Here is an 18,601-nt window from a genome sequence, read left to right as displayed (position 1 = left end):
ATTCACTGCCAGTCCTGCGGGCGCTCGACGTGCTCCAGGCGCAGCACCTGTCCCGTCCGGCTGTAGCGGCGGATCTGGGGCAGGGGCGGATAGTAGGCGTGGACCGAGATCGCGTGCTGGTCGCGGGACTCGTTGAGCACCTCGTGCACATGGTGGCGCCCGAAGCCCCGGCCCTGGCCGGCCGCCAGGCGCCGCTCCCGGTCGACGTCCTCGGTGAGTTCGAGGGTCTTCCAGCCGTCGGTGGGCAGCCGGGCGGCGAGCGAGTTCTCCTTGAGCTCGCCGGCCGCCGTGAGGAAGGCACCGACCGAGTCGGCGTGGTCGTGCCAACCGGTACCGGTGCCGGGCGGCCAGCCGATCAGCCAGGCCTCGCTGCCGCCGGGGCCCTCAAGGCGCACCCAGGTGCGGCCCTCGGGGTCGAGCGGCAGCGAGGCGATCAGCTCGGCGTCGGCGGCCGTACGTCGTACGAAGTCGAGAAGCTCCGCCTGCGTCGGGGTCTTGGGGGCATCCAAGACCTGAGAGGCTGCGGATACGGAGGATGACACGGACACGGGTACCGTCCTGGTGACGTTTCGCGGGGAGCGCACGACAACGCCGGAAGAGCGGCGCGCGCGGGAAATAGGGATGCGAATTCAGCAGGACGAACGACACACGCAGCCCGCATAGCGGACGAGGTCCATATGGACCCTCCGCCACAGGCGCACATCGGTGTCGACTTTGGTCACGTTCCGGAGTACAGCATGACGGTGTGGAGCGGTCAACTTCGCCTCACCATGTGGACGCGCGATGACGAGAGGGGCGTAGGGGTGCGGGGACCGAGGGCAGATGTCAGCGCGTGCCCGCCGCTGCTTCCGTGTTCGCCGTCGCGTTCGCCTTGCCGGCCTCGCTTGTCTCGTCGGTCCTGTCGTTCGTCCTGTTCTGCGCGGGCCCGCCCAGCGTTGCCTCGGCCGCCGCGTACAGGTCGGCCGGGCGTACCCCACTCAGCGCCGTGACCAGGTGCCCGTCCGGGCGGATCAGCAACACGGTGTGGGCGGCCGCGCCCGGATAGCTCTCGGTGACCAGCAGCTCGGCGTGACGCGGCAGCGCGGCCACCGCGGCCGCCAGCCGGGGCATGATCCCGGCGCTCACCCAGTGCTTGCGCTCCCACACCCCCGTACCCGGCGCGATCAGCACCACCAGCAGCGCACCCCGGCCCAGCCGCTCCCGCAGCCGCACGAAGGAACCGTCCTCCGCGGTGACACGTACGTCCGTCACCTGTGAGCCGGGCGGGGTGTCCACCGAGATCTCCACCTCGATGTGCTGAGGCGCCAGCGGCGAATGGGCGTACGCCCCCGGCGCGCCCAGGATTCCGCGTCCCAGGTGACCGTCAGTGAGCAGCGCGTCGTGTCCGCGGGCCGACCCGGGGACGTACGACCGCAGCCCTGCGCCGCCGCGCAGCAGCGGCAGCGCCTGGTCGGCGGCGCGCAGTCGGGCGGAGACGGCGGCGCGCCGTTCGGTCTGGTAGCTGTCCAGCAGCGCCTCGTGCGGACCGTGGTGCCAGGCCAGGGCCAGTTTCCAGGCGAGGTTGTCGGCGTCCCGCAGTCCCTCGTCCAGCCCTTGTGTGCCGAGCGCCCCCAGCAGGTGCGCGGCGTCCCCGGCGAGGAACACCCGGCCGGCCCGCCAGCGTCGGGCGAGCCGGTGGTGGACGATGTGGACGCCCGTGTCGAGGAGGTCGTACGGCGGTGTGGGGCCACCGCTCCAGCCCGCGAGAGTCTCCCGGACGCGGGTCACGAGGAGCTCGGGCGTGACCAGGTCCTTGCCGGGCGGCATCAGCCAGTCCAGGCGCCATACACCGTCGGGGAGGGGGCGGGCGGTGATCTCCCCGCCCGAGGGCCCGGATGTCCGCCACGGCGGCATCCGGTGCAACAACGCCTCACCGGGCCACGGAAGTTCCGTACGGAGTGCGGCCACGGCGTGTCGTTCCACGGCCGTACGTCCGGGGAAGCGGATGTCCTGGAGTTTGCGCACCGTGGAGCGCGGGCCGTCGCAGCCGACGAGGTAACTGCCGCGCCACCAGGTGCCGCCCGGGCCGCGGGTGTGTGCCGTGACGCCGGAGGGTTCCTGCTCGACGGAGTCGAGGCGGCTGTTGACGGCGACCTTGACGAGCCGCTCGCGCGCGATGGCGGTTCGCAGGGCGCCGGTCAGTACGTGCTGGGCGATGTGCAGGGGGATGTCGGAGTCAGTGGCGGGCTGCGACTCGAGCCCCACGGGAGCATCGGCCGGCCGGTCCGATTCCTCGGTCCCGAAAGAGATCTGACGCATCACCTGCTTGCGCCGCATCGACCGCCATCCGGCCCAGTGGAAACCGGCGTCGGAGATCGGCACACCGGTCAGCTGCTCCAGGAGCGCGGCGGTGTCCTCGCGCAGCACGACCGTGCGCGCGGGGCGCTGGTCGTCCTTGCCCGGTCCCTCGTCGAGGACGACCGAGGGGACCTCCTGGCGCGCCAGCGCAAGCGCCAGCGTGAGCCCGACCGGCCCCGCTCCGACGATGATCACCGGGTCCATGGCGCGGCGCCCCCTGCCCAGAGCGACGTCTTCATCGACGTAAGTGAACAGGAAGTTGGAGCCGGGTGCACGATCACAGAACGTATGCAACAGATTGCTGGTGCTTGCGTCAAGTGACGGAGGGCAGTGGCGATCATGCCACTGCCCTCCGGGTGGTGCACGGTGACTGACTGGGCGTCAGGTGCCGCCTGTCAGGCCGCCTGTGCTGCCGCCCGCTCCGGTTCCCGCCGCGCCCGCGATCGACGCGTCGTTCGGATCCAGTACCGCGCCAGTGCTCTTCTTGCCGCGCCTGAGGCGCTGCTCCAGCCAGCTCGCGAAGGTCGTAAGGGCGAAGTTGATCGCGATGAAGATCAGAGCGACGATCGTGAAGCTGGCGATGACGTTCGCGCCGTAGTACGAGCTCATCGGGCTCACCGCGGCGATCAGGTCGGGGAAGGTGAGGACGCCGCCGCCGAGGGCGGTGTCCTTCACGATCACGACCATCTGGCTGACGATCGCCGGCAGCATCGCGGTGACCGCCTGCGGCAGCAGGATCGTCCGCATGACCTGGCCCTTGCGCAGACCGATCGCCATGGCGGCCTCGGACTGGCCCTTGGGCAGCGACAGGATGCCCGCCCGGACGATCTCCGCGAGGACCGCCGCGTTGTACAGCACCAGGCCCGTGACGACCGCGTACAGCGGACGGTCGTCGGTGCTGACGTCCGTGTACTCGGAGTAGAGCGCGAGCCCGAAGATCATCAGGACCAGCACCGGGATGGCCCGGAAGAACTCCACGACGATCGCGGCCGGCACCCGGACCCAGGCGTGGTCCGAGAGCCGTGAGATGCCGAGCACGGCGCCCAGCGGCAGCGCGATGACCATGGCGAGCGCCGCGGCCTTCAGCGTGTTCTTCAGCCCGGGCCAGAGGTATGTGGACCAGGCCTCGGTGCCGCCGAGGAAGGGCTTCCACTTCGCCCACTCCAACTGCTGCTTGTCCTGGAGGGCGTTGAACACCCACCACAGCACTGCCGCGAGGGCGACCAGGAACACGACGGTGAAGAGGACGTTGCGCCGCTTGGCACGGGGGCCCTGGGCGTCGTAGAGAACGGAGCTCATCGCTTCACCGCCACCTTCTTGCCCACCCAGCCCATGAGCAGGCCGGTCGGCAGCGTCAGACACACGTAACCGAAGGCGAAGACCGCGGAGATCAGGATCAGCTGGGCCTCGTTCTCGATCATCTTCTTCATCAGCAGGGCGGCCTCGGCGACGCCGATCGCCGCGGCCACCGTGGTGTTCTTGGTGAGGGCGATCAGGACGTTCGCCATTGGGCCGACCACCGAACGGAACGCCTGCGGCAGCACCACCAGGGTCAGCACCTGGGTGAAGTTCAGGCCGATGGCACGCGCCGCCTCCGCCTGGCCGACCGGCACCGTGTTGATGCCGGAGCGCAGCGCCTCGCACACGAAGGCCGAGGTGTAGAGGATCAGGCCCAGCACGGCGAGCCGGAAGTTCTGGGTGTCGAAGTTGTCCGCCGCGCCCATGGTGACACCGAGTGTCTGGCTCAAGCCCAGTGAGGTGAACAGGATGATCACGGTCAGCGGGATGTTCCGCACGATGTTCACGTAAGCGGTGCCGAAACCACGCATCAACGGCACCGGGCCGACGCGCATGGCGGCCAGTAGGGTTCCCCACACCAGTGAACCGACGGCCGAGAGCAGGGTGAGCTGGACGGTCACCCAGAAGGCGCTCAGCAGGTCGTAACCTTCAAGAAAGTCGAACACGATCTCCCGCGCTTCCGCGTGTCGGGGGCCCCGGTGCGCCGGCCCGAGGACCGGCGCACCCGTCAGGCGCTGCTTCAGCTCTTGATGTCGCCGATCTTCGGCGCGGGCTCGTTCTTGTAGCCGGCCGGACCGAAGTTCGCGTCCACGGCCTTCTGCCAGGAACCGTCGGAGACCATCTTCTCCAGGGCAGTGTTGATCTTCGCCTTCAGATCGCTGCCCTTCTTGACGCCGATGCCGTAGTTCTCGTTGGTCATCTTGAAGCCGCCGAGCTTGAACTTGCCCTTGAAGGCGTCCTGCGCGGCGTAACCGGCGAGGATCGAGTCGTCCGTGGTCAGCGCGTCGATGGCCTTGTTCTGCAGACCGGACAGACAGGCCGAGTAGGTCGGGTAGTTCTGCAACTGGGCCTTGGGCGCCAGCTTGTCATGGACGTTCTGCGCCGAGGTCGAGCCGGTCACCGAGCACAGCTTCTTGCTGTTGAGGTCCGCCGGCGACTTGATCGTGTCGTCGTCGGAACGGACCAGGACGTCCTGGTGGGCGAGCAGGTACGGGCCGGCGAAGTCGACCTTCTCCAGACGCTTGTCGTTGATCGAGTACGAGGCGGCGATGAAGTCGACGTCACCGCGCTCCAGCATGGTCTCGCGGTCGGCGCTCTTCGACTCCTTCCACGCGATCTGGTCCTCGTTGTAGCCGAGCTGCTTGGCGATGTATTTGGCGACGTCGACATCGAAGCCCGAGTAGCCCTGCGGGGTTTTCTGGCCGATGCCAGGCTGGTCGAACTTGATGCCTACGGTGATCGTCTTGGCGTCACCCGAGCCGCTGCCGGAGCTGTCCTTGTCGTCGGAGCCGCACGCGGTGGCGGTGAGGGCGAGGACGAGGGCGGCGGCCGAGGCCGCGGTGACCTTGCGGAGCTTCATGGTGAACATCCTTTGACTGATGGAGAGACGCGGGCCGTCGGTGTCGTGCGGGTCTGACGGGCGAGGCATGTCTGAAACGCGCAGATCGTCAGTGGTGCAGGATCTTGGACAGGAAGTCCTTCGCTCGGTCGCTGCGCGGGTTGCTGAAGAACTGGTCCGGCACAGCCTCTTCGACGATGCGGCCGTCCGCCATGAACACCACTCGGTTCGCAGCCGAACGAGCGAACCCCATCTCGTGGGTGACGACGATCATGGTCATGCCCTCGCGGGCGAGCTGCTGCATGACCTCAAGCACCTCGTTGATCATCTCCGGGTCGAGCGCCGACGTCGGCTCGTCGAAGAGCATGACCTTGGGGTCCATGGCCAGGGCTCGCGCGATGGCGACACGCTGCTGCTGGCCGCCGGAGAGCTGCGCGGGGTACTTGTCCGCCTGCGTGGCCACGCCCACCCGGTCGAGCAGGGCGCGGGCCTTCTCCTCGGCCACCTTCTTGTCGGCCTTGCGGACCTTGATCTGGCCCAGCATCACGTTTTCGAGCACCGTCTTGTGCGCGAACAGGTTGAAGGACTGGAACACCATGCCGACGTCGGCCCGCAGCCGGGCCAGCGCCTTGCCCTCCTGGGGCAGCGGCTTGCCGTCGATCGAGATGTCTCCCGAATCGATGGTCTCCAGGCGGTTGATGGCGCGGCACAGGGTGGACTTACCGGACCCGGAGGGTCCGATGACCACGACCACTTCGCCGCGGGTGATGGTCAGGTCGATGTCCTGGAGAACATGCAACGCGCCAAAGTGCTTGTTGACGCTCTTCAGGACGACCAGATCGCCGGTCGCGGGCACGCTGTCCTTAACCACCGATACTTCGGTCATCGCTTACTGGCTCCGTCCACCTCGGTTTCGGAGGACAGTAGTGACCGCGTGAGACCAGCGTCATTACATCTGAGGGGAACTTGAGGATAACGATCTGATGTCAGGTCAACACGCTTTGTGGCGCCCTCCGAAAGAGGCATACCGGCTGGATAACGGAAGCGGTCCGCAACCGAAACCAGGTACGCGCGCGTGTGGGTCCACATGGTGTACTCCGCTGGTGCACCTCATGTGGTGTACAAGTCGAAGCGGTACGGCCGACGAACCAAGTCGACGAACCGAGCCGACGTACCGAGTCGAACTACCGAGCCGATGAACCGAAAGGGGTCGCGATGAGACTGCTCCTCGTCGAGGACGACAACCATGTCGCCGCCGCGCTCTCCGCGGTCCTGGCGCGCCACGGTTTCGACGTCACGCACGCCCGCAGCGGCGAGGAGGCCCTCCAGGCGCTCGTCCCGGAAGGCAACGGCTTCGGTGTGGTGCTGCTCGACCTGGGCCTGCCCGACCAGGACGGATATGAGGTGTGCGGCAAGATCCGCAAGCGCACCAACACCCCTGTGATCATGGTCACCGCGCGCTCCGACATCCGCTCCCGCATCCACGGCCTCAACCTCGGCGCCGACGACTACGTGGTGAAGCCGTACGACACCGGGGAGTTGCTCGCCCGGATCCACGCCGTCAGCCGGCGCAACGTCCACGAGGACACCGCCGATGCCGGTGAGAACGCGCTGCTCCTGGGGTCCCTGCGTATCGAACTGTCCACCCGGCAGGTCCTCGTGGACGGTTCGGTCGTCCAACTGACCCGCAAGGAGTTCGATCTGCTCGCCCTCCTCGCACAGCGTCCCGGAGTGGTGTTCCGCCGCGAACAGATCATCAGCGAGGTCTGGCGCACCAGCTGGGAGGGGACCGGCCGCACCCTGGAGGTGCATGTCGCGTCCCTGCGCGCCAAGTTGCGTATGCCGGCGCTGATCGAGACCGTCCGCGGCGTGGGCTATCGGCTCGTCGCCCCGACGCAGTAGCGGGTACGGGTGCGCACACGTCTCCTTCCGCTGCTCATCGTCCTGATGGCCGCCGTCCTGCTCGCGCTCGGCATCCCGCTCGCCATCAGTGTGGCCGGCGCCCAGCAGCAGACGGTCGTCGTCGACAGGATCGACGACACCGCGCGCTTCGCGGCGCTCGCTCAGTTCGTCACCGACCGGCCCACCGGGTCCCGCGTCAAGGACGCGGTCACCGACGAGCGCGGTGAGACCCTCCAACGCGAACTCGAAAGCTACTACGACGTCTACGGCATCCGTGCCGGGGTCTTCTACCGCAACGACGCTCCCATGGCCAATGCGCCGACCGACTGGTACCTGCCGGAAACGGGCGAGGTGCGTGACGCGTTCGCCGAAGCGCTCCTCTCCCGCCGCAGCCACGATCCGCAGCAGGTGTGGCCCTGGCAGCGGCACCGGCTCGTCGTCGCGTCGCCGGTCATCCGGGACGGCGACGTCGTGGCCGTCGTGGTCACCGACTCGCCCACCGGGCAGATGCGCTCGAGGACGCTGCACGGCTGGCTCATCGTCGGCGCCGGCGAGATCGCCGCGATGCTGCTCGCCGTAGGAGCCGCGCTGCGCCTCACCGGCTGGGTGCTCAAGCCCGTGCGCGTCCTCGACGCCACCACGCACCACATCGCGACCGGCAGCCTGAAGTCCCGGGTCGCGGTGGCCGGCGGGCCGCCGGAACTCAGACGGCTGGCCCGGTCGTTCAACGAAATGGCGGACAACGTCGAGGACGTGCTGGAGCAGCAGCGTGCCTTCGTCGCCGACGCCTCGCACCAGCTGCGCAACCCGCTCTCGGCCCTGCTGCTGCGGATCGAACTGCTCGCACTCGAACTGCCGGAGGGAAACGAGGAGATCGCCTCGGTCCAGACCGAGGGCAAGCGCCTGGCCGAGGTCCTGGACGACCTCCTCGACCTGGCGCTGGCCGAGCACGCCGAGGCGGACCTCGTACTCACCGACATCGGCGCGCTGACGGCCGAGCGTGTCGCGGCCTGGACCCCGCTTGCCGAGGCCAAGGGTGTACGCCTGGTCGGCGACTGCCCGGCCACCACCGCGTGGGCCGACCCGGTCACGCTGTCCAGTGCCCTGGACGCGGTGATCGACAACGCGGTGAAGTTCACGCCCGAGGACGAGTGCGTTCAGGTGTCGGTCGCGTCGAACGGCGAGACCTCGACGGTCGTGGTCACCGACGGCGGCCCGGGCCTCACCGATGAGGAACTCGTCCGTATCGGCGACCGTTTCTGGCGCAGCGGCCGGCACCAGAACGTCAAAGGATCGGGCCTCGGCCTGTCCATCTCCCGAGTCCTGCTGGCGGCAGGCGGCGGCACGATCTCGTACGACCATCACGAGCCGCACGGCCTGAAGGTGACGGTGCGGGTGCCGAGGTCGGGCCCGGCCTCCTGAGGGACCGGCGCTGCGACTGGTCCACGACAGGCCCTACGGCTTGACCGAGCGGTAGTAGCGCCGGGCGCCGTCGTGCAGGGTCAGCGGGTCGGTGTAGATGGCGGTCCGCAGGTCCACGAGCTGTGCGGAGTGGACGTCGGCGCCGATGCGGTCCCGGCTGTTGATCACCGACCGGGTCAGCCACTCGGTGAGCCTCGGGTCCTCGTCCTCGCGCGTCATGAGGAGGTTGGACACCGCGATCGTCGCCACGGTCGAGCCGTCCTGGATGGACGGGTAGGCCGACTCGGGCATGTTGGTGGCCCGGTAGTAACGGGAGGCTCCGCCCTGTTCGTGCAGCTTGGTGACCAGGTCCGCGTCGAGCGGGACGAAGCGGAAGGCGAAGGTCTTCGCCAACTGCACCAAGCCGTTCGTGGGCAGCCCGCCCGACCAGAAGAAGGCGTCGATCTGGTCGTGCTGGAGCCGCCCGGGCCCGGTGTCGATGCCTTCGGCGAAGGGCTTGATGTCCTTGGCCGGGTCGAGACCGGCGGCGGCGAGCACCCTGCTCGCGATCAGCCGTACGCCGGAGTTCTCCAGTCCTATGGACACCCGCTTGCCCCGCAGGTCCTGCACGGTCGAGATCTTGGAGTCGCGCGGCACGACAAGCTGCACATAGTCGTCGTAGAGGCGCGCGACCCCACGCAGCGAGTCGGCCCCCGGCAACTTCCTCAGCTTGTACGTCTCCACCGCGTCGGCCGCCGCGATGGTGAAGTCGGCGTCGCCCGTGGCCACCCGCTCGACGTTCTCCTGCGATCCCTGGCTGGTCTCCATCCGTACGTTCAGGTTCGGCATGTCCTTCGCGAAGGCCGTGCTGAGCCCCGAGCCGTACTGCTGGTAGACGCCGGCAGGTGACCCGGTGCTGAACGTGATCGTCCCGGCCGGAGGATCCTCGTCCAGCGGCAGCAGCCACCACAGCAGCAGCCCGAAGACCACGAAACCGGCGGCCGAGCCCAGGAGAGCCTGCCGCCTGCGGATCCGGAGCACCTTGAACATGCGCGAGATCCTGCCAGTACGGCCCCGGTGCTGGCTAGGAATAGGGGGAGGGGGGTCTGTCGTACGACGATCGGATCGACTCCCGGAGAGCCGCCACGAGATCGCTAGAGTCGGCGCATGCGCCCCGGTACATCTCCTTCCTCCGCTCCCTTTTCGCCCGCCGACCTCGTCCGGGAGTTCCACCTCGCCTTCGGCCTCGACGCCCGCAGTACGCCTGCCGAGGTCTCCCCGAAGCTCGCGGCGCACCGGGGCGAGCTGCTCGCGGAGGAGGCCGCGGAGGTCGCCGAGGTCGCGGTCACGGGCCCGCTGGACCGGCTGGCGCACGAGCTGGCCGATGTCGTGTACGTCGCGTACGGCACGGCCCTGGTCCACGGCATCGACCTCGACGCGGTCATCGCGGAGATCCACCGCGCCAACATGACGAAGCTGGGCCCCGACGGCCTGGTCGCCCGCAGGGCCGACGGCAAGGTACTCAAGGGCGACCACTACCGGGCCCCGGATGTCGGAGCCGTCCTGCGCCGCCAGGGGTGGAACGCGGGCGAGCGGTGACCCGTACGGCCCCGCTTCGCACACCGCCTACCCTTGTCGCATGAGCAGCAGTGACCGGATCCAGGCCGTGGACGTCAAGACATACGAAGTGCGCACCTATGGGTGCCAGATGAACGTTCACGATTCCGAGCGATTGTCCGGACTGCTCGAAAACGCCGGTTATGTGCGTGCGCCCAAGGATGCGGACGGTGACGCGGACGTCGTCGTCTTCAACACCTGCGCCGTGCGCGAGAACGCCGACAACAAGCTGTACGGCAACCTCGGCCGGCTCGCGCCGATGAAGACGAAGCGTCCTGGGATGCAGATCGCCGTGGGCGGCTGCCTGGCGCAGAAGGACCGCGACACCATCGTGAAGCGGGCGCCCTGGGTGGACGTCGTCTTCGGTACGCACAACATCGGCAAGCTGCCCGTCCTGCTGGAACGCGCGCGCGTGCAGGAAGAGGCGCAGGTCGAGATCGCCGAGTCGCTGGAGGCGTTCCCGTCGACGCTGCCGACGCGGCGCGAGAGCGCGTACGCGGCGTGGGTCTCGATCTCCGTCGGCTGCAACAACACGTGCACCTTCTGTATCGTCCCGGCCCTGCGCGGCAAGGAGAAGGACCGCCGCACCGGCGACATCCTCGCCGAGATCGAGGCACTGGTCGGCGAGGGCGTCTCGGAGATCACCCTGCTCGGCCAGAACGTCAACGCGTACGGCTCCGACATCGGCGACCGCGAGGCCTTCAGCAAGCTGCTGCGGGCCTGCGGGAAGATCGACGGCCTGGAGCGCGTCCGCTTCACCTCCCCGCACCCGCGAGACTTCACCGACGACGTCATCGCCGCCATGGCCGAGACACCGAACGTGATGCCGCAGCTCCACATGCCCATGCAGTCAGGCTCGGACACGATCCTGAAGGCGATGCGCCGCTCGTACCGCCAGGAGCGCTACCTGGGGATCATCGAGAAGGTGCGGGCCGCCATTCCGCACGCGGCGATCACCAGCGACATCATCGTGGGCTTCCCCGGGGAGACCGAGGAGGACTTCGAGCAGACGATGCACGCGGTTCGCGAGGCGCGGTTCGCGCAGGCGTTCACCTTCCAGTACTCCAAGCGGCCCGGCACCCCCGCCGCCACGATGGAGAACCAGATCCCCAAGGAGGTCGTCCAGGCGCGTTACCTGCGACTCGCGGCCCTCCAGGAGGAGATCTCCTGGAACGAGAACAAGAAGCAGGTCGGCCGCACCGTGGAGCTGATGGTCGCCGAGGGCGAGGGCCGCAAGGACGGCGCCACCCACCGGCTCTCCGGCCGCGCCCCCGACAACCGCCTGGTCCACTTCACCCAACCGGAGACCGCGGTGCGCCCCGGGGATGTGGTCACGGTCGAGATCACATACGCCGCCCCGCACCACCTCCTCGCCGAGGGCGCCGTCCTCGATGTGCGGCCCACGCGCGCGGGTGACGCCTGGGAGAAGCGCAACACCGCGGAGGCCGCGAAGCCGGCGGGCGTGATGCTGGGACTGCCGACGGTCGGCGCGCCGACTCCGCTGCCGGTGCCGACGGGGAGCGGCTGCGGCTGCGACTGACGTCCTGCCAGAATGCGGGTGGAGAGGAGCATCACATGTTGCCGTACCGAGTTGCGTTCACCGAAGAGGCCGCCCACGCGCGCGACAGCCTGCCCGCCGACCGGCGTGACGTGCTGGAGCGTGGCCTGGCCATACTGGTGACCGACCCGCGGCACAAGCTCTCCCACTCCGTCCGAGGTGACGAGACGACGCGTGAGATCGCCCTCTCGCGCAACCTCTTCATCGAGTACGTGATCAGCGACGGGAAGCTGGTCGTGCTCCTCCTCACGGTCATCGACCTGACCGACGTGCTGATCGAGGACTGACACCGCTCCGTCCCCCGGGGTTACGCTGCCGATCATGCTTGTCGCCGCCGCCGTCTGCCCCTGCCCGCCGCTCCTCGTACCCGACGTGGCGGCGGGCGCCGCCCCCGAGCTGGACGCCGCCCGCGCCGCCTGTACGGACGCGCTGGGCGTGCTCGCGGCCTCCCGCCCCGACCGCCTGCTGGTCGTAGGGCCCGCCGGGCAGAGCGGGCGCGGACCGCACCCGGAGGGCACGCGGGGCTCGTTCAGGGGCTTCGGTGTGGAACTCGACGTACGCCTGGGTAGCGGCGACGCCGGCGCCGCAGCGGCGGAACGGGAGCTGCCGCCGTCGCTCGCCGTCGCCGCGTGGCTGCTGGAGCGCACCGGCTGGTCCTGGACGCCCGTGGAAGGCCTGGGCGTGGGCGAACCCCTGGCGACCGAGCAGTGCATCGCGGTCGGGAGGGAGATCAGCGGGCGGGCGGAGAGGGTGGCCCTGCTGGTGATGGGCGACGCCAGCGCGTGCCGCACGCTCAAGGCGCCGGGGTACCTGGACGAGCGGGCGCCGGGATTCGACGAGGAGGTCGGGCGGGCGCTGGGGGCGGCGGACGTGGCGGCGCTCAAGGCGCTGGACGCGGAACTGGCGTACGAACTGAAGGTCTCCGGCCGGGCCCCCTGGCAGGTCCTCGCGGGTGCGGCCGAGAACACCGGCCTGGCGGGCGCACTGCTGTACGAGGACGCGCCGTACGGCGTGGGATACGTGGTCGCGGCCTGGTCGTAGCCGTTGCGTTTGCAGTTGCCGTGATACGGCGGACGGCCGGGAGCGTGTGCTCCGCGGCCGTCCGCCGATGTGGCGTGCAGTTGTTCGTGCCCGTCAGGAAGCCGGTGGCGGCGCGTCCGGTGGTGGCGTGAACGTGTCGTCCGGGGTGTCACCGTCCTTGTGCGTGAGCCGGTCCACTGCGCCCTTCGCCTTGCCGGTGCCCGTATGGATCTTGTCGCTGTACTTGCCCTTGGTCTTCTCGTCGACCACCTTCGCGGCCTTGTCGAGACCCCGCTCGATCTGGCCCTCGTGCTGGTGCGCGAAGTCCGAGACCTTCTCCTTGGCCGGGGCGAGCTTTGCTTTCAGACTGTCCAGCAGACCCATGGTTCACCTTCCCTCGCGGGCAGTTACTTACGGGCGCCCTCACCGGCCTCGCTGTCGGCGGCTTCCTCGGCGGACTGCTGCTTGGGGATCTCGACGGCCTCGGTGGCGGGTACGGCCACGGCTTCCGTCTTCTCCGCCGTGGTCCCCGTCTCGGCACCGCTGTCGGCCTCGGGTGACTCCTTCGCCGCTTCCGCTTCCTCCGCCGCGGGCTCGTCCGTCACGGCGACGGACTGCTCGTCAGCGGTTGACGCCTCCTCCGCAGTCTTGGACCGTCCGAGAAGCCGTGCAAATACGCCCATATCCACTCCATACGTTACTCGTGCGGGCGAAATCCCGCGTCGCCCGGTGCGTCCGTTTGCGTCGCCCCCGTCACCGCCTCCCGAATTCGGCGGCGCGAACCTCGCAACTGGCAACGACCCCGGACCCCCGGCGTCACGTCGCTCGTTCGAGGAGGGGTCCCAGGTTTGCGAGACTGGGGCAGTGAGCAGCGCACCCCCCTCCCCCCGAGTCATCGCCGTCGTCGGCCCCACCGCAGCCGGAAAGTCCGATCTGGGCGTCTTTCTGGCTCAGCGTCTCGGCGGAGAGGTCGTCAACGCCGACTCGATGCAGCTTTACCGGGGGATGGACATCGGTACCGCCAAGTTGACGCCCGAGGAGCGCGGCGGCATCCCGCACCACCTCCTGGACATCTGGGACGTGACCGTCGCGGCGAGCGTCGCCGAATACCAGCGCCTCGCGCGCGAGCGGATCGACGCACTGCTCGCCGAGGGGCGCTGGCCGGTCCTGGTCGGCGGCTCCGGCCTGTACGTCCGTGGAGCCGTCGACAACCTGGAGTTCCCCGGCACCGATCCCGAAGTCAGGGCCCGCCTTGAAGAGGAGCACGCCCTGCGCGGCTCCGGCGCCCTGCACGCCCGTCTGGCCGCCGCCGACCCCGAGGCCGCGCAGGCGATCCTGCCCAGCAACGGCCGCCGTATCGTCCGGGCCCTGGAGGTCATCGAGATCACCGGCAAGCCCTTCACCGCCAACCTTCCGGGCCACGACTCCGTGTACGACACCGTGCAGATCGGCGTCGACGTCTCCCGCCCCGAGCTGGACGAGCGCATCGCCCGCCGGGTCGACCGGATGTGGGCGGCGGGGCTCGTGGACGAGGTGCGCGCGCTGGAGGTGCACGGCCTGCGCGAGGGGCTCACGGCGTCGCGCGCGCTGGGCTACCAGCAGGTGCTCGCTGTGCTCGCCGGGGAGTGCGGTGAGGACGTCGCGCGTGCCGAGACCGTACGCGCCACCAAGCGCTTCGCGCGCCGTCAGGATTCATGGTTCAGGCGCGATCCCCGGGTGCACTGGTTGAGTGGGGCTGCGGCGGATCTCACAGAACTTCCGCACCTCGCACTGGCGTTGGTCGAACGACCGGTCACAGCCTGATCACGTCATGGCATCGGGACGCTCAGGCCGTCATCCAGGCCTCCGGCGCCGTGCCATCATCGAGCTTCGATCGACCAAGTGGAGTCCGAGTTGGGAGGGCGCGTGGCGATGGAGGCCGGCCCTCGCGACACCGCACAAGGCGCGGGACACGTCACAGGTGACGGTGGCGAAACGGAACAGGGCGAGGACCGTCTGAGCCCGGACGGGCCCGACGAGACCCAGGGCGGCGTGACCGCCGACGGACCCGGACCGGACGAGATGTTCCTCGGGCCCGAGGTCGAGGTCGAGCTGCGACCGCAGCGCCGCCTGCGTATCTGGCAGCTCGCCCCGATCGTGGTCCTGGCCGCGCTCGGCTCCCTGATGTTCGCCTTCCCGCTCGCCTTCGACTTCGGCGACAGCGGAGCGGTCATCGCCATGCTGGGGCTGCTCATCTGCTCCTGCGCCGCCGGGTGGGGCATGATGGCCGCGCGCCGGGTCGGCTACACGGCACCGGGGCTCGACGAGGGCCGTCGGCGGGACTGGCGGGTTGTGCTGGCGTACGTCGTGACGGTGGTCGTGGTCATCGGGCTCGCCGTTCTGCGGGTGGCCCGTCTGCGGTGAGGCGGGCGCCGGACGGGCTGGTACGCCTGGTCCGGCCTGTGAACCAACCGCGACTCACCGTGTCGTACCCACCCCGTACGATCGAGGGATGAGCATGCGGATCGCCTTCCTCAAGGGTCACGGGACCGAGAACGACTTCGTGATCGTCCCCGACCCCGAGAACGTCATCGACCTCCCCCCGGCCGCCGTCGCCGTCCTGTGCGACCGGCGTGCGGGCATCGGGGGTGACGGACTGTTGCACGTCGTACGGTCCGCCGCGCACCCCGAGGCCAGGGGCATGGCGGCCGAGGCGGAGTGGTTCATGGACTACCGCAACGGCGACGGCTCGATCGCGGAGATGTGCGGCAACGGGGTGCGGGTTTTCGCGCGCTACCTCCAGCGGGCCGGACACGTGACCGAAGGGGACCTCAAGGTCGCCACGCGCGGGGGCGTGAAGGTCGTGCACCTCGCCAAGGAGGGCGACGTCACCGTGGGTATGGGCAAGGCGTTCCTCCCCGAAGGGGAGGTCACCGTGCGTGTCGATGAGCGCAGCTGGCCCGCGCGGAACGTGAACATGGGCAACCCGCACGCGGTCGCCTTCGTGGACGATCTCGCGCACGCTGGAAACCTGTTCACCCCGCCGCCGTTCAGCCCCGCAGCCGTCTATCCGGACGGGGTCAACGTCGAGTTCGTGGTCGACCGGGGCCCGCGACACGTCGCGCTGCGCGTGCACGAGCGCGGTGCCGGTGAGACCCGCTCGTGCGGCACGGGCGCGTGTGCCGTCGCCGTGGCCACCGCCCGGCGCGACGGCGCCGACCCGGCTGTGACCGGGACCCCGGTGACGTACACCGTAGATGTGCCCGGCGGGCGCCTGGTGATCACCGAGAGGGCCGACGGCGAGATCGAGATGACCGGGCCCGCGGTGATCGTCGCCGAGGGCGAGATCGACGCGGAGTGGCTGGAAAACGCGATCAACTGAAGTGTTTATGCCCGGGTATCGCAGGCTGCAGGTTCGATGGAATGCGGAAACGTAATCCTTGGGCCTGTCCAGGATTGAAATCAGGGATGATCGCGGACTGGGTGGCTTGAATGCACGGGCCCCCGAACCGTCGCTCGAATGGGTGATCCGTTTCACGCTCGACGAGAGGTGGTCAGTCGCGCGTGATGGGCTCGGTAGCATCAAGCACCGGCCCGGACGGGGGAACAACGCCATCCCCTGAGCCGCCGTCCGCCATGGGGCATCCCGTCCGCCGGTCCAGGTAGCCGGAGGTGCCCATGAGTGCGGAGGCCACGAATCCCGCGAGCCCAGGTGCTGTGACGTCCTCGCCCAAGCTCGCGGCCTCGCTGGAACAGGACGGGCCCCCGTCGCCCCGCCGACGGACCCGCCCCCGGATCGATCTGCGCCGACTCGGCAGAGCGGCGTTCCTCGGCTCCGCGACCCGCGACCGGCTGCCCGACGCCATCGGCCATGTCGCCGAGGCGCACCGAGCCCACCACCCCGACGCCGACCTGGAACCGCTGCGCCGGGCCTACGTCCTGGCCGAGACCTCGCACCGCGGCCAGATGCGCAAGAGCGGCGAGCCGTACATCACGCACCCCCTCGCCGTGACTCTGATCCTCGCCGAACTCGGCGCGGAGACCACGACCTTGACGGCGTCTCTGCTCCACGACACCGTCGAGGACACGGATGTGACGCTGGATCAGGTCGGTGAGGAGTTCGGCGCCGAGGTCCGCTACATCGTCGACGGCGTGACGAAGCTGGAGAAGGTCGACTACGGCGCCGCCGCCGAGCCCGAGACCTTCCGCAAGATGCTGGTCGCCACCGGGAACGACGTGCGCGTGATGTCGATCAAACTCGCCGACCGGCTGCACAACATGCGCACCCTGGGAGTGATGCGCCCCGAGAAGCAGGAGCGCATCGCCAAGGTGACGCGGGACGTGCTCATCCCGCTCGCCGAACGGCTCGGCGTCCAGGCGCTCAAGACCGAACTGGAAGATCTGGTCTTCGCGATCCTGCACCCGGAGGAGTACCAGCACACCCGGGAGCTGATCGTCGACAACGCCTCCCGCGCCGACGACCCGCTCGCCGAGATCGCCGACGAGGTACGCGTGGTGCTGCGCGACTCGGGGATCCAGGCCGAAGTCCTCATCCGGCCACGGCACTTCGTGTCCCTGCACCGGGCGTCGCGCAAACGCGGCCGGCTGCGCGGCTCCGACTTCGGGCGGGTCCTGGTGCTCGTCAACGAGGACGCCGACTGCTACGGCGTACTGGGCGAGCTGCACACCTGCATGACGCCCGTCGTCTCGGAGTTCAAGGACTTCATCGCCGTACCCAAGTTCAACCTCTACCAGTCGCTGCACACGGCCGTCGCCCGTGCGGACGGTCAGGTCGCCGAAGTCCTCATCCGCACCCACCAGATGCACAAGGCCGCCGAGGCCGGAGTCATCGCGCTCGGCAATCCCTACGCTCCTCCTTCGGAGGAGCAGACCGACACTGACCGGGCACGGACCGACCTCGACGGCGACGGCGAGCGCATCGACCCCACCCGGCCCGGCTGGCTGTCCCGTCTCCTCGACTGGCAGGAGGCCGCGCCCGACCCCGACACCTTCTGGTCCACCCTGCGCGAGGACCTGGCCCAGGACCGCGAGATCACCGTCTTCCGGGCCGACGGAGGCTCGCTGGGGCTGCCAGAGGGCGCGAGTTGCGTGGATGCGGCGTACGCGCAGTACGGAGAGGACGCGCACGCCTGTATCGGCGCCCGGGTCAACGGCCGGCTGGCGACGCTCAGCACGGTCCTGCGGGACGGCGACACCGTCCAGCTCCTCATGGGGCAGGACCCGGCCTCCGAGCCCTCCAGGGAGTGGCTGGAGCACGCGCACACACCCGTCGCCAGGATCGCCATCCAGCGCTGGCTGGCCGCCCACCCCGTGCACAGCGATCCGGCGGACGCGCCGAGGACCTTCGGTGCCCCCTGGGAAGCCGAGGAGGCCACCGCCGAGGCCGCCCGCGCGGCCGTCGACGCCCGCTCGGCCCAGGACGATGCCGCGTCCCCCGACCCCGCCGCGACCGCCGTCGTCGACCAGCCCGGCGCGACCGTACGGCTCGCCGGTTGCTGTACGCCCGTACCGCCCGACGAGGTCACCGGCTTCGCCGTGCGCGGGGGAGTGGTGACCGTCCACCGGGTGGAGTGCGCCGGGGTGGCGCACATGAAGAGCACGGGGCGCGCGGAGGTCGGGGTGCACTGGGGGGACACCACCGAGGCCCGCGTCACCCTGGTCGCCGAATCGTTCGGGCGGCCCCATCTGCTGGCCGACCTCACCGAGGCCATCGCCCTGGAGGGCGTCGCGATCGTCTCGGCGACCGTCGAACCCCCCAGCCAGCAGCGCGTACGCCACACCTACACGCTCCAACTCCCGGACGCGGCGCACCTTCCGGCCCTCATGCGGGCCATGCGCAACGTGCCGGGCGTGTACGACGTGAGCCGGGCGCAGCATCACGTGGCGGCTCCCTGAGGCACCCGTTCGGG

20 protein-coding genes are annotated in these 18,601 nt (G+C 69.5%); 10 read left to right on the top strand and 10 right to left on the bottom strand.

Going from position 1 to position 18,601, the window contains the following annotated elements; genetic code table 11:
• Positions 1 to 2: 2 nt before the first annotated feature.
• The 7 genes from OG734_RS11535 to OG734_RS11505 all read right to left on the bottom strand — a co-directional run bounded on the left by OG734_RS11535 (position 3) and on the right by OG734_RS11505 (position 6,080).
• A complete protein-coding gene (locus tag OG734_RS11535) occupies positions 3 to 548 on the bottom strand; it encodes a cysteine dioxygenase (RefSeq protein ID WP_330287408.1) in 546 nt (181 codons plus the stop codon).
• Positions 549 to 629: 81 nt separating this feature from the next.
• Positions 630 to 701, bottom strand: a complete 72-nt coding sequence (locus OG734_RS11530) for a putative leader peptide (protein WP_314224548.1) — start codon at positions 699 to 701, stop codon at positions 630 to 632.
• A 124-nt stretch (positions 702 to 825) separates the two neighbouring features.
• Positions 826 to 2,541, bottom strand: a complete 1,716-nt coding sequence (locus tag OG734_RS11525; protein ID WP_330287407.1) for an FAD-dependent monooxygenase — start codon at positions 2,539 to 2,541, stop codon at positions 826 to 828.
• 177 nt (positions 2,542 to 2,718) lie between these two features.
• Positions 2,719 to 3,636 carry an amino acid ABC transporter permease gene (locus OG734_RS11520; protein WP_330287406.1) on the bottom strand — a complete coding sequence of 306 codons (918 nt, stop codon included), beginning with the start codon at positions 3,634 to 3,636 and terminating at the stop codon, positions 2,719 to 2,721.
• The gene (locus OG734_RS11515) at positions 3,633 to 4,301 is read right to left on the bottom strand and encodes an amino acid ABC transporter permease (protein WP_330287405.1); all 669 of its coding nucleotides are present in this window, start codon (positions 4,299 to 4,301) and stop codon (positions 3,633 to 3,635) included. Before OG734_RS11515 ends, OG734_RS11520 begins: the two co-directional genes overlap by 4 nt.
• A gap of 74 nt (positions 4,302 to 4,375) precedes the next feature.
• Positions 4,376 to 5,215 carry a glutamate ABC transporter substrate-binding protein gene (locus OG734_RS11510; RefSeq protein ID WP_330287404.1) on the bottom strand — a complete coding sequence of 280 codons (840 nt, stop codon included), beginning with the start codon at positions 5,213 to 5,215 and terminating at the stop codon, positions 4,376 to 4,378.
• Positions 5,216 to 5,303: 88 nt separating this feature from the next.
• Positions 5,304 to 6,080, bottom strand: coding sequence for an amino acid ABC transporter ATP-binding protein (locus OG734_RS11505; protein WP_330287403.1), 777 nt, complete (start codon positions 6,078 to 6,080; stop codon positions 5,304 to 5,306).
• A 329-nt stretch (positions 6,081 to 6,409) separates the two neighbouring features.
• Here OG734_RS11505 and OG734_RS11500 point away from each other — a divergent pair, with 329 nt between their 5' ends.
• Positions 6,410 to 7,096 carry a response regulator transcription factor gene (locus OG734_RS11500; RefSeq protein ID WP_330287402.1) on the top strand — a complete coding sequence of 229 codons (687 nt, stop codon included), beginning with the start codon at positions 6,410 to 6,412 and terminating at the stop codon, positions 7,094 to 7,096.
• A gap of 9 nt (positions 7,097 to 7,105) precedes the next feature.
• Entirely contained in the window at positions 7,106 to 8,518 is a 1,413-nt protein-coding gene (locus OG734_RS11495; RefSeq protein WP_330287401.1) for a sensor histidine kinase, read from the top strand.
• 33 nt (positions 8,519 to 8,551) lie between these two features.
• On the opposite strand, the gene OG734_RS11490 is transcribed toward OG734_RS11495, so the two are convergent.
• Positions 8,552 to 9,547 (bottom strand): TAXI family TRAP transporter solute-binding subunit, encoded by a 996-nt coding sequence (locus tag OG734_RS11490; protein WP_330287400.1) that lies wholly within the window; start codon positions 9,545 to 9,547, stop codon positions 8,552 to 8,554.
• 117 nt (positions 9,548 to 9,664) lie between these two features.
• Between OG734_RS11490 and OG734_RS11485 the strand changes: the two genes are divergently transcribed.
• Genes OG734_RS11485 through OG734_RS11470 form a run of 4 tightly spaced genes read left to right on the top strand, consistent with a single transcriptional unit; the run spans position 9,665 to position 12,713 of the window.
• Entirely contained in the window at positions 9,665 to 10,096 is a 432-nt protein-coding gene (locus OG734_RS11485) for a MazG nucleotide pyrophosphohydrolase domain-containing protein (RefSeq protein ID WP_330287399.1), read from the top strand.
• Positions 10,097 to 10,136: 40 nt separating this feature from the next.
• Positions 10,137 to 11,654, top strand: a complete 1,518-nt coding sequence (gene miaB / locus OG734_RS11480) for a tRNA (N6-isopentenyl adenosine(37)-C2)-methylthiotransferase MiaB (protein ID WP_330287398.1) — start codon at positions 10,137 to 10,139, stop codon at positions 11,652 to 11,654.
• 35 nt (positions 11,655 to 11,689) lie between these two features.
• Positions 11,690 to 11,959 carry a hypothetical protein gene (locus OG734_RS11475; RefSeq protein WP_330287397.1) on the top strand — a complete coding sequence of 90 codons (270 nt, stop codon included), beginning with the start codon at positions 11,690 to 11,692 and terminating at the stop codon, positions 11,957 to 11,959.
• Between the two features lie 34 nt (positions 11,960 to 11,993).
• Positions 11,994 to 12,713: a class III extradiol dioxygenase subunit B-like domain-containing protein gene (locus OG734_RS11470; protein ID WP_330287396.1), complete on the top strand. Its 720-nt coding sequence runs from the start codon at positions 11,994 to 11,996 to the stop codon at positions 12,711 to 12,713.
• Positions 12,714 to 12,806: 93 nt separating this feature from the next.
• Here the strand turns inward: OG734_RS11470 and OG734_RS11465 are convergent, their stop codons facing one another.
• Both OG734_RS11465 and OG734_RS11460 read right to left on the bottom strand, forming a co-directional pair.
• On the bottom strand, positions 12,807 to 13,076 hold the full coding sequence (locus OG734_RS11465) for an antitoxin (RefSeq protein ID WP_330287395.1): 270 nt from the start codon (positions 13,074 to 13,076) through the stop codon (positions 12,807 to 12,809).
• A gap of 23 nt (positions 13,077 to 13,099) precedes the next feature.
• Positions 13,100 to 13,375 carry a hypothetical protein gene (locus OG734_RS11460; protein WP_330287394.1) on the bottom strand — a complete coding sequence of 92 codons (276 nt, stop codon included), beginning with the start codon at positions 13,373 to 13,375 and terminating at the stop codon, positions 13,100 to 13,102.
• A gap of 181 nt (positions 13,376 to 13,556) precedes the next feature.
• On the opposite strand from OG734_RS11460, the gene miaA reads away from it, so the two are divergent.
• The 4 genes from miaA to OG734_RS11440 all read left to right on the top strand — a co-directional run bounded on the left by miaA (position 13,557) and on the right by OG734_RS11440 (position 18,587).
• Complete coding sequence (gene miaA / locus OG734_RS11455) at positions 13,557 to 14,495, top strand: tRNA (adenosine(37)-N6)-dimethylallyltransferase MiaA (protein ID WP_330287393.1); 939 nt, start codon at positions 13,557 to 13,559, stop codon at positions 14,493 to 14,495.
• A 108-nt stretch (positions 14,496 to 14,603) separates the two neighbouring features.
• Positions 14,604 to 15,095, top strand: a complete 492-nt coding sequence (locus OG734_RS11450) for a hypothetical protein (protein ID WP_330293631.1) — start codon at positions 14,604 to 14,606, stop codon at positions 15,093 to 15,095.
• Between the two features lie 88 nt (positions 15,096 to 15,183).
• Complete coding sequence (gene dapF, locus OG734_RS11445; protein ID WP_330287392.1) at positions 15,184 to 16,053, top strand: diaminopimelate epimerase; 870 nt, start codon at positions 15,184 to 15,186, stop codon at positions 16,051 to 16,053.
• Positions 16,054 to 16,349: 296 nt separating this feature from the next.
• Positions 16,350 to 18,587: a RelA/SpoT family protein gene (locus tag OG734_RS11440; protein WP_330287391.1), complete on the top strand. Its 2,238-nt coding sequence runs from the start codon at positions 16,350 to 16,352 to the stop codon at positions 18,585 to 18,587.
• Positions 18,588 to 18,601: the final 14 nt, after the last annotated feature.

This window comes from Streptomyces sp. NBC_00576 (assembly GCF_036345175.1).
In the GTDB taxonomy this organism is placed as follows: domain Bacteria; phylum Actinomycetota; class Actinomycetes; order Streptomycetales; family Streptomycetaceae; genus Streptomyces.
Note: the sequence above shows the minus strand (reverse complement) of the source record. Positions and strands in the feature narration are given on the sequence as shown.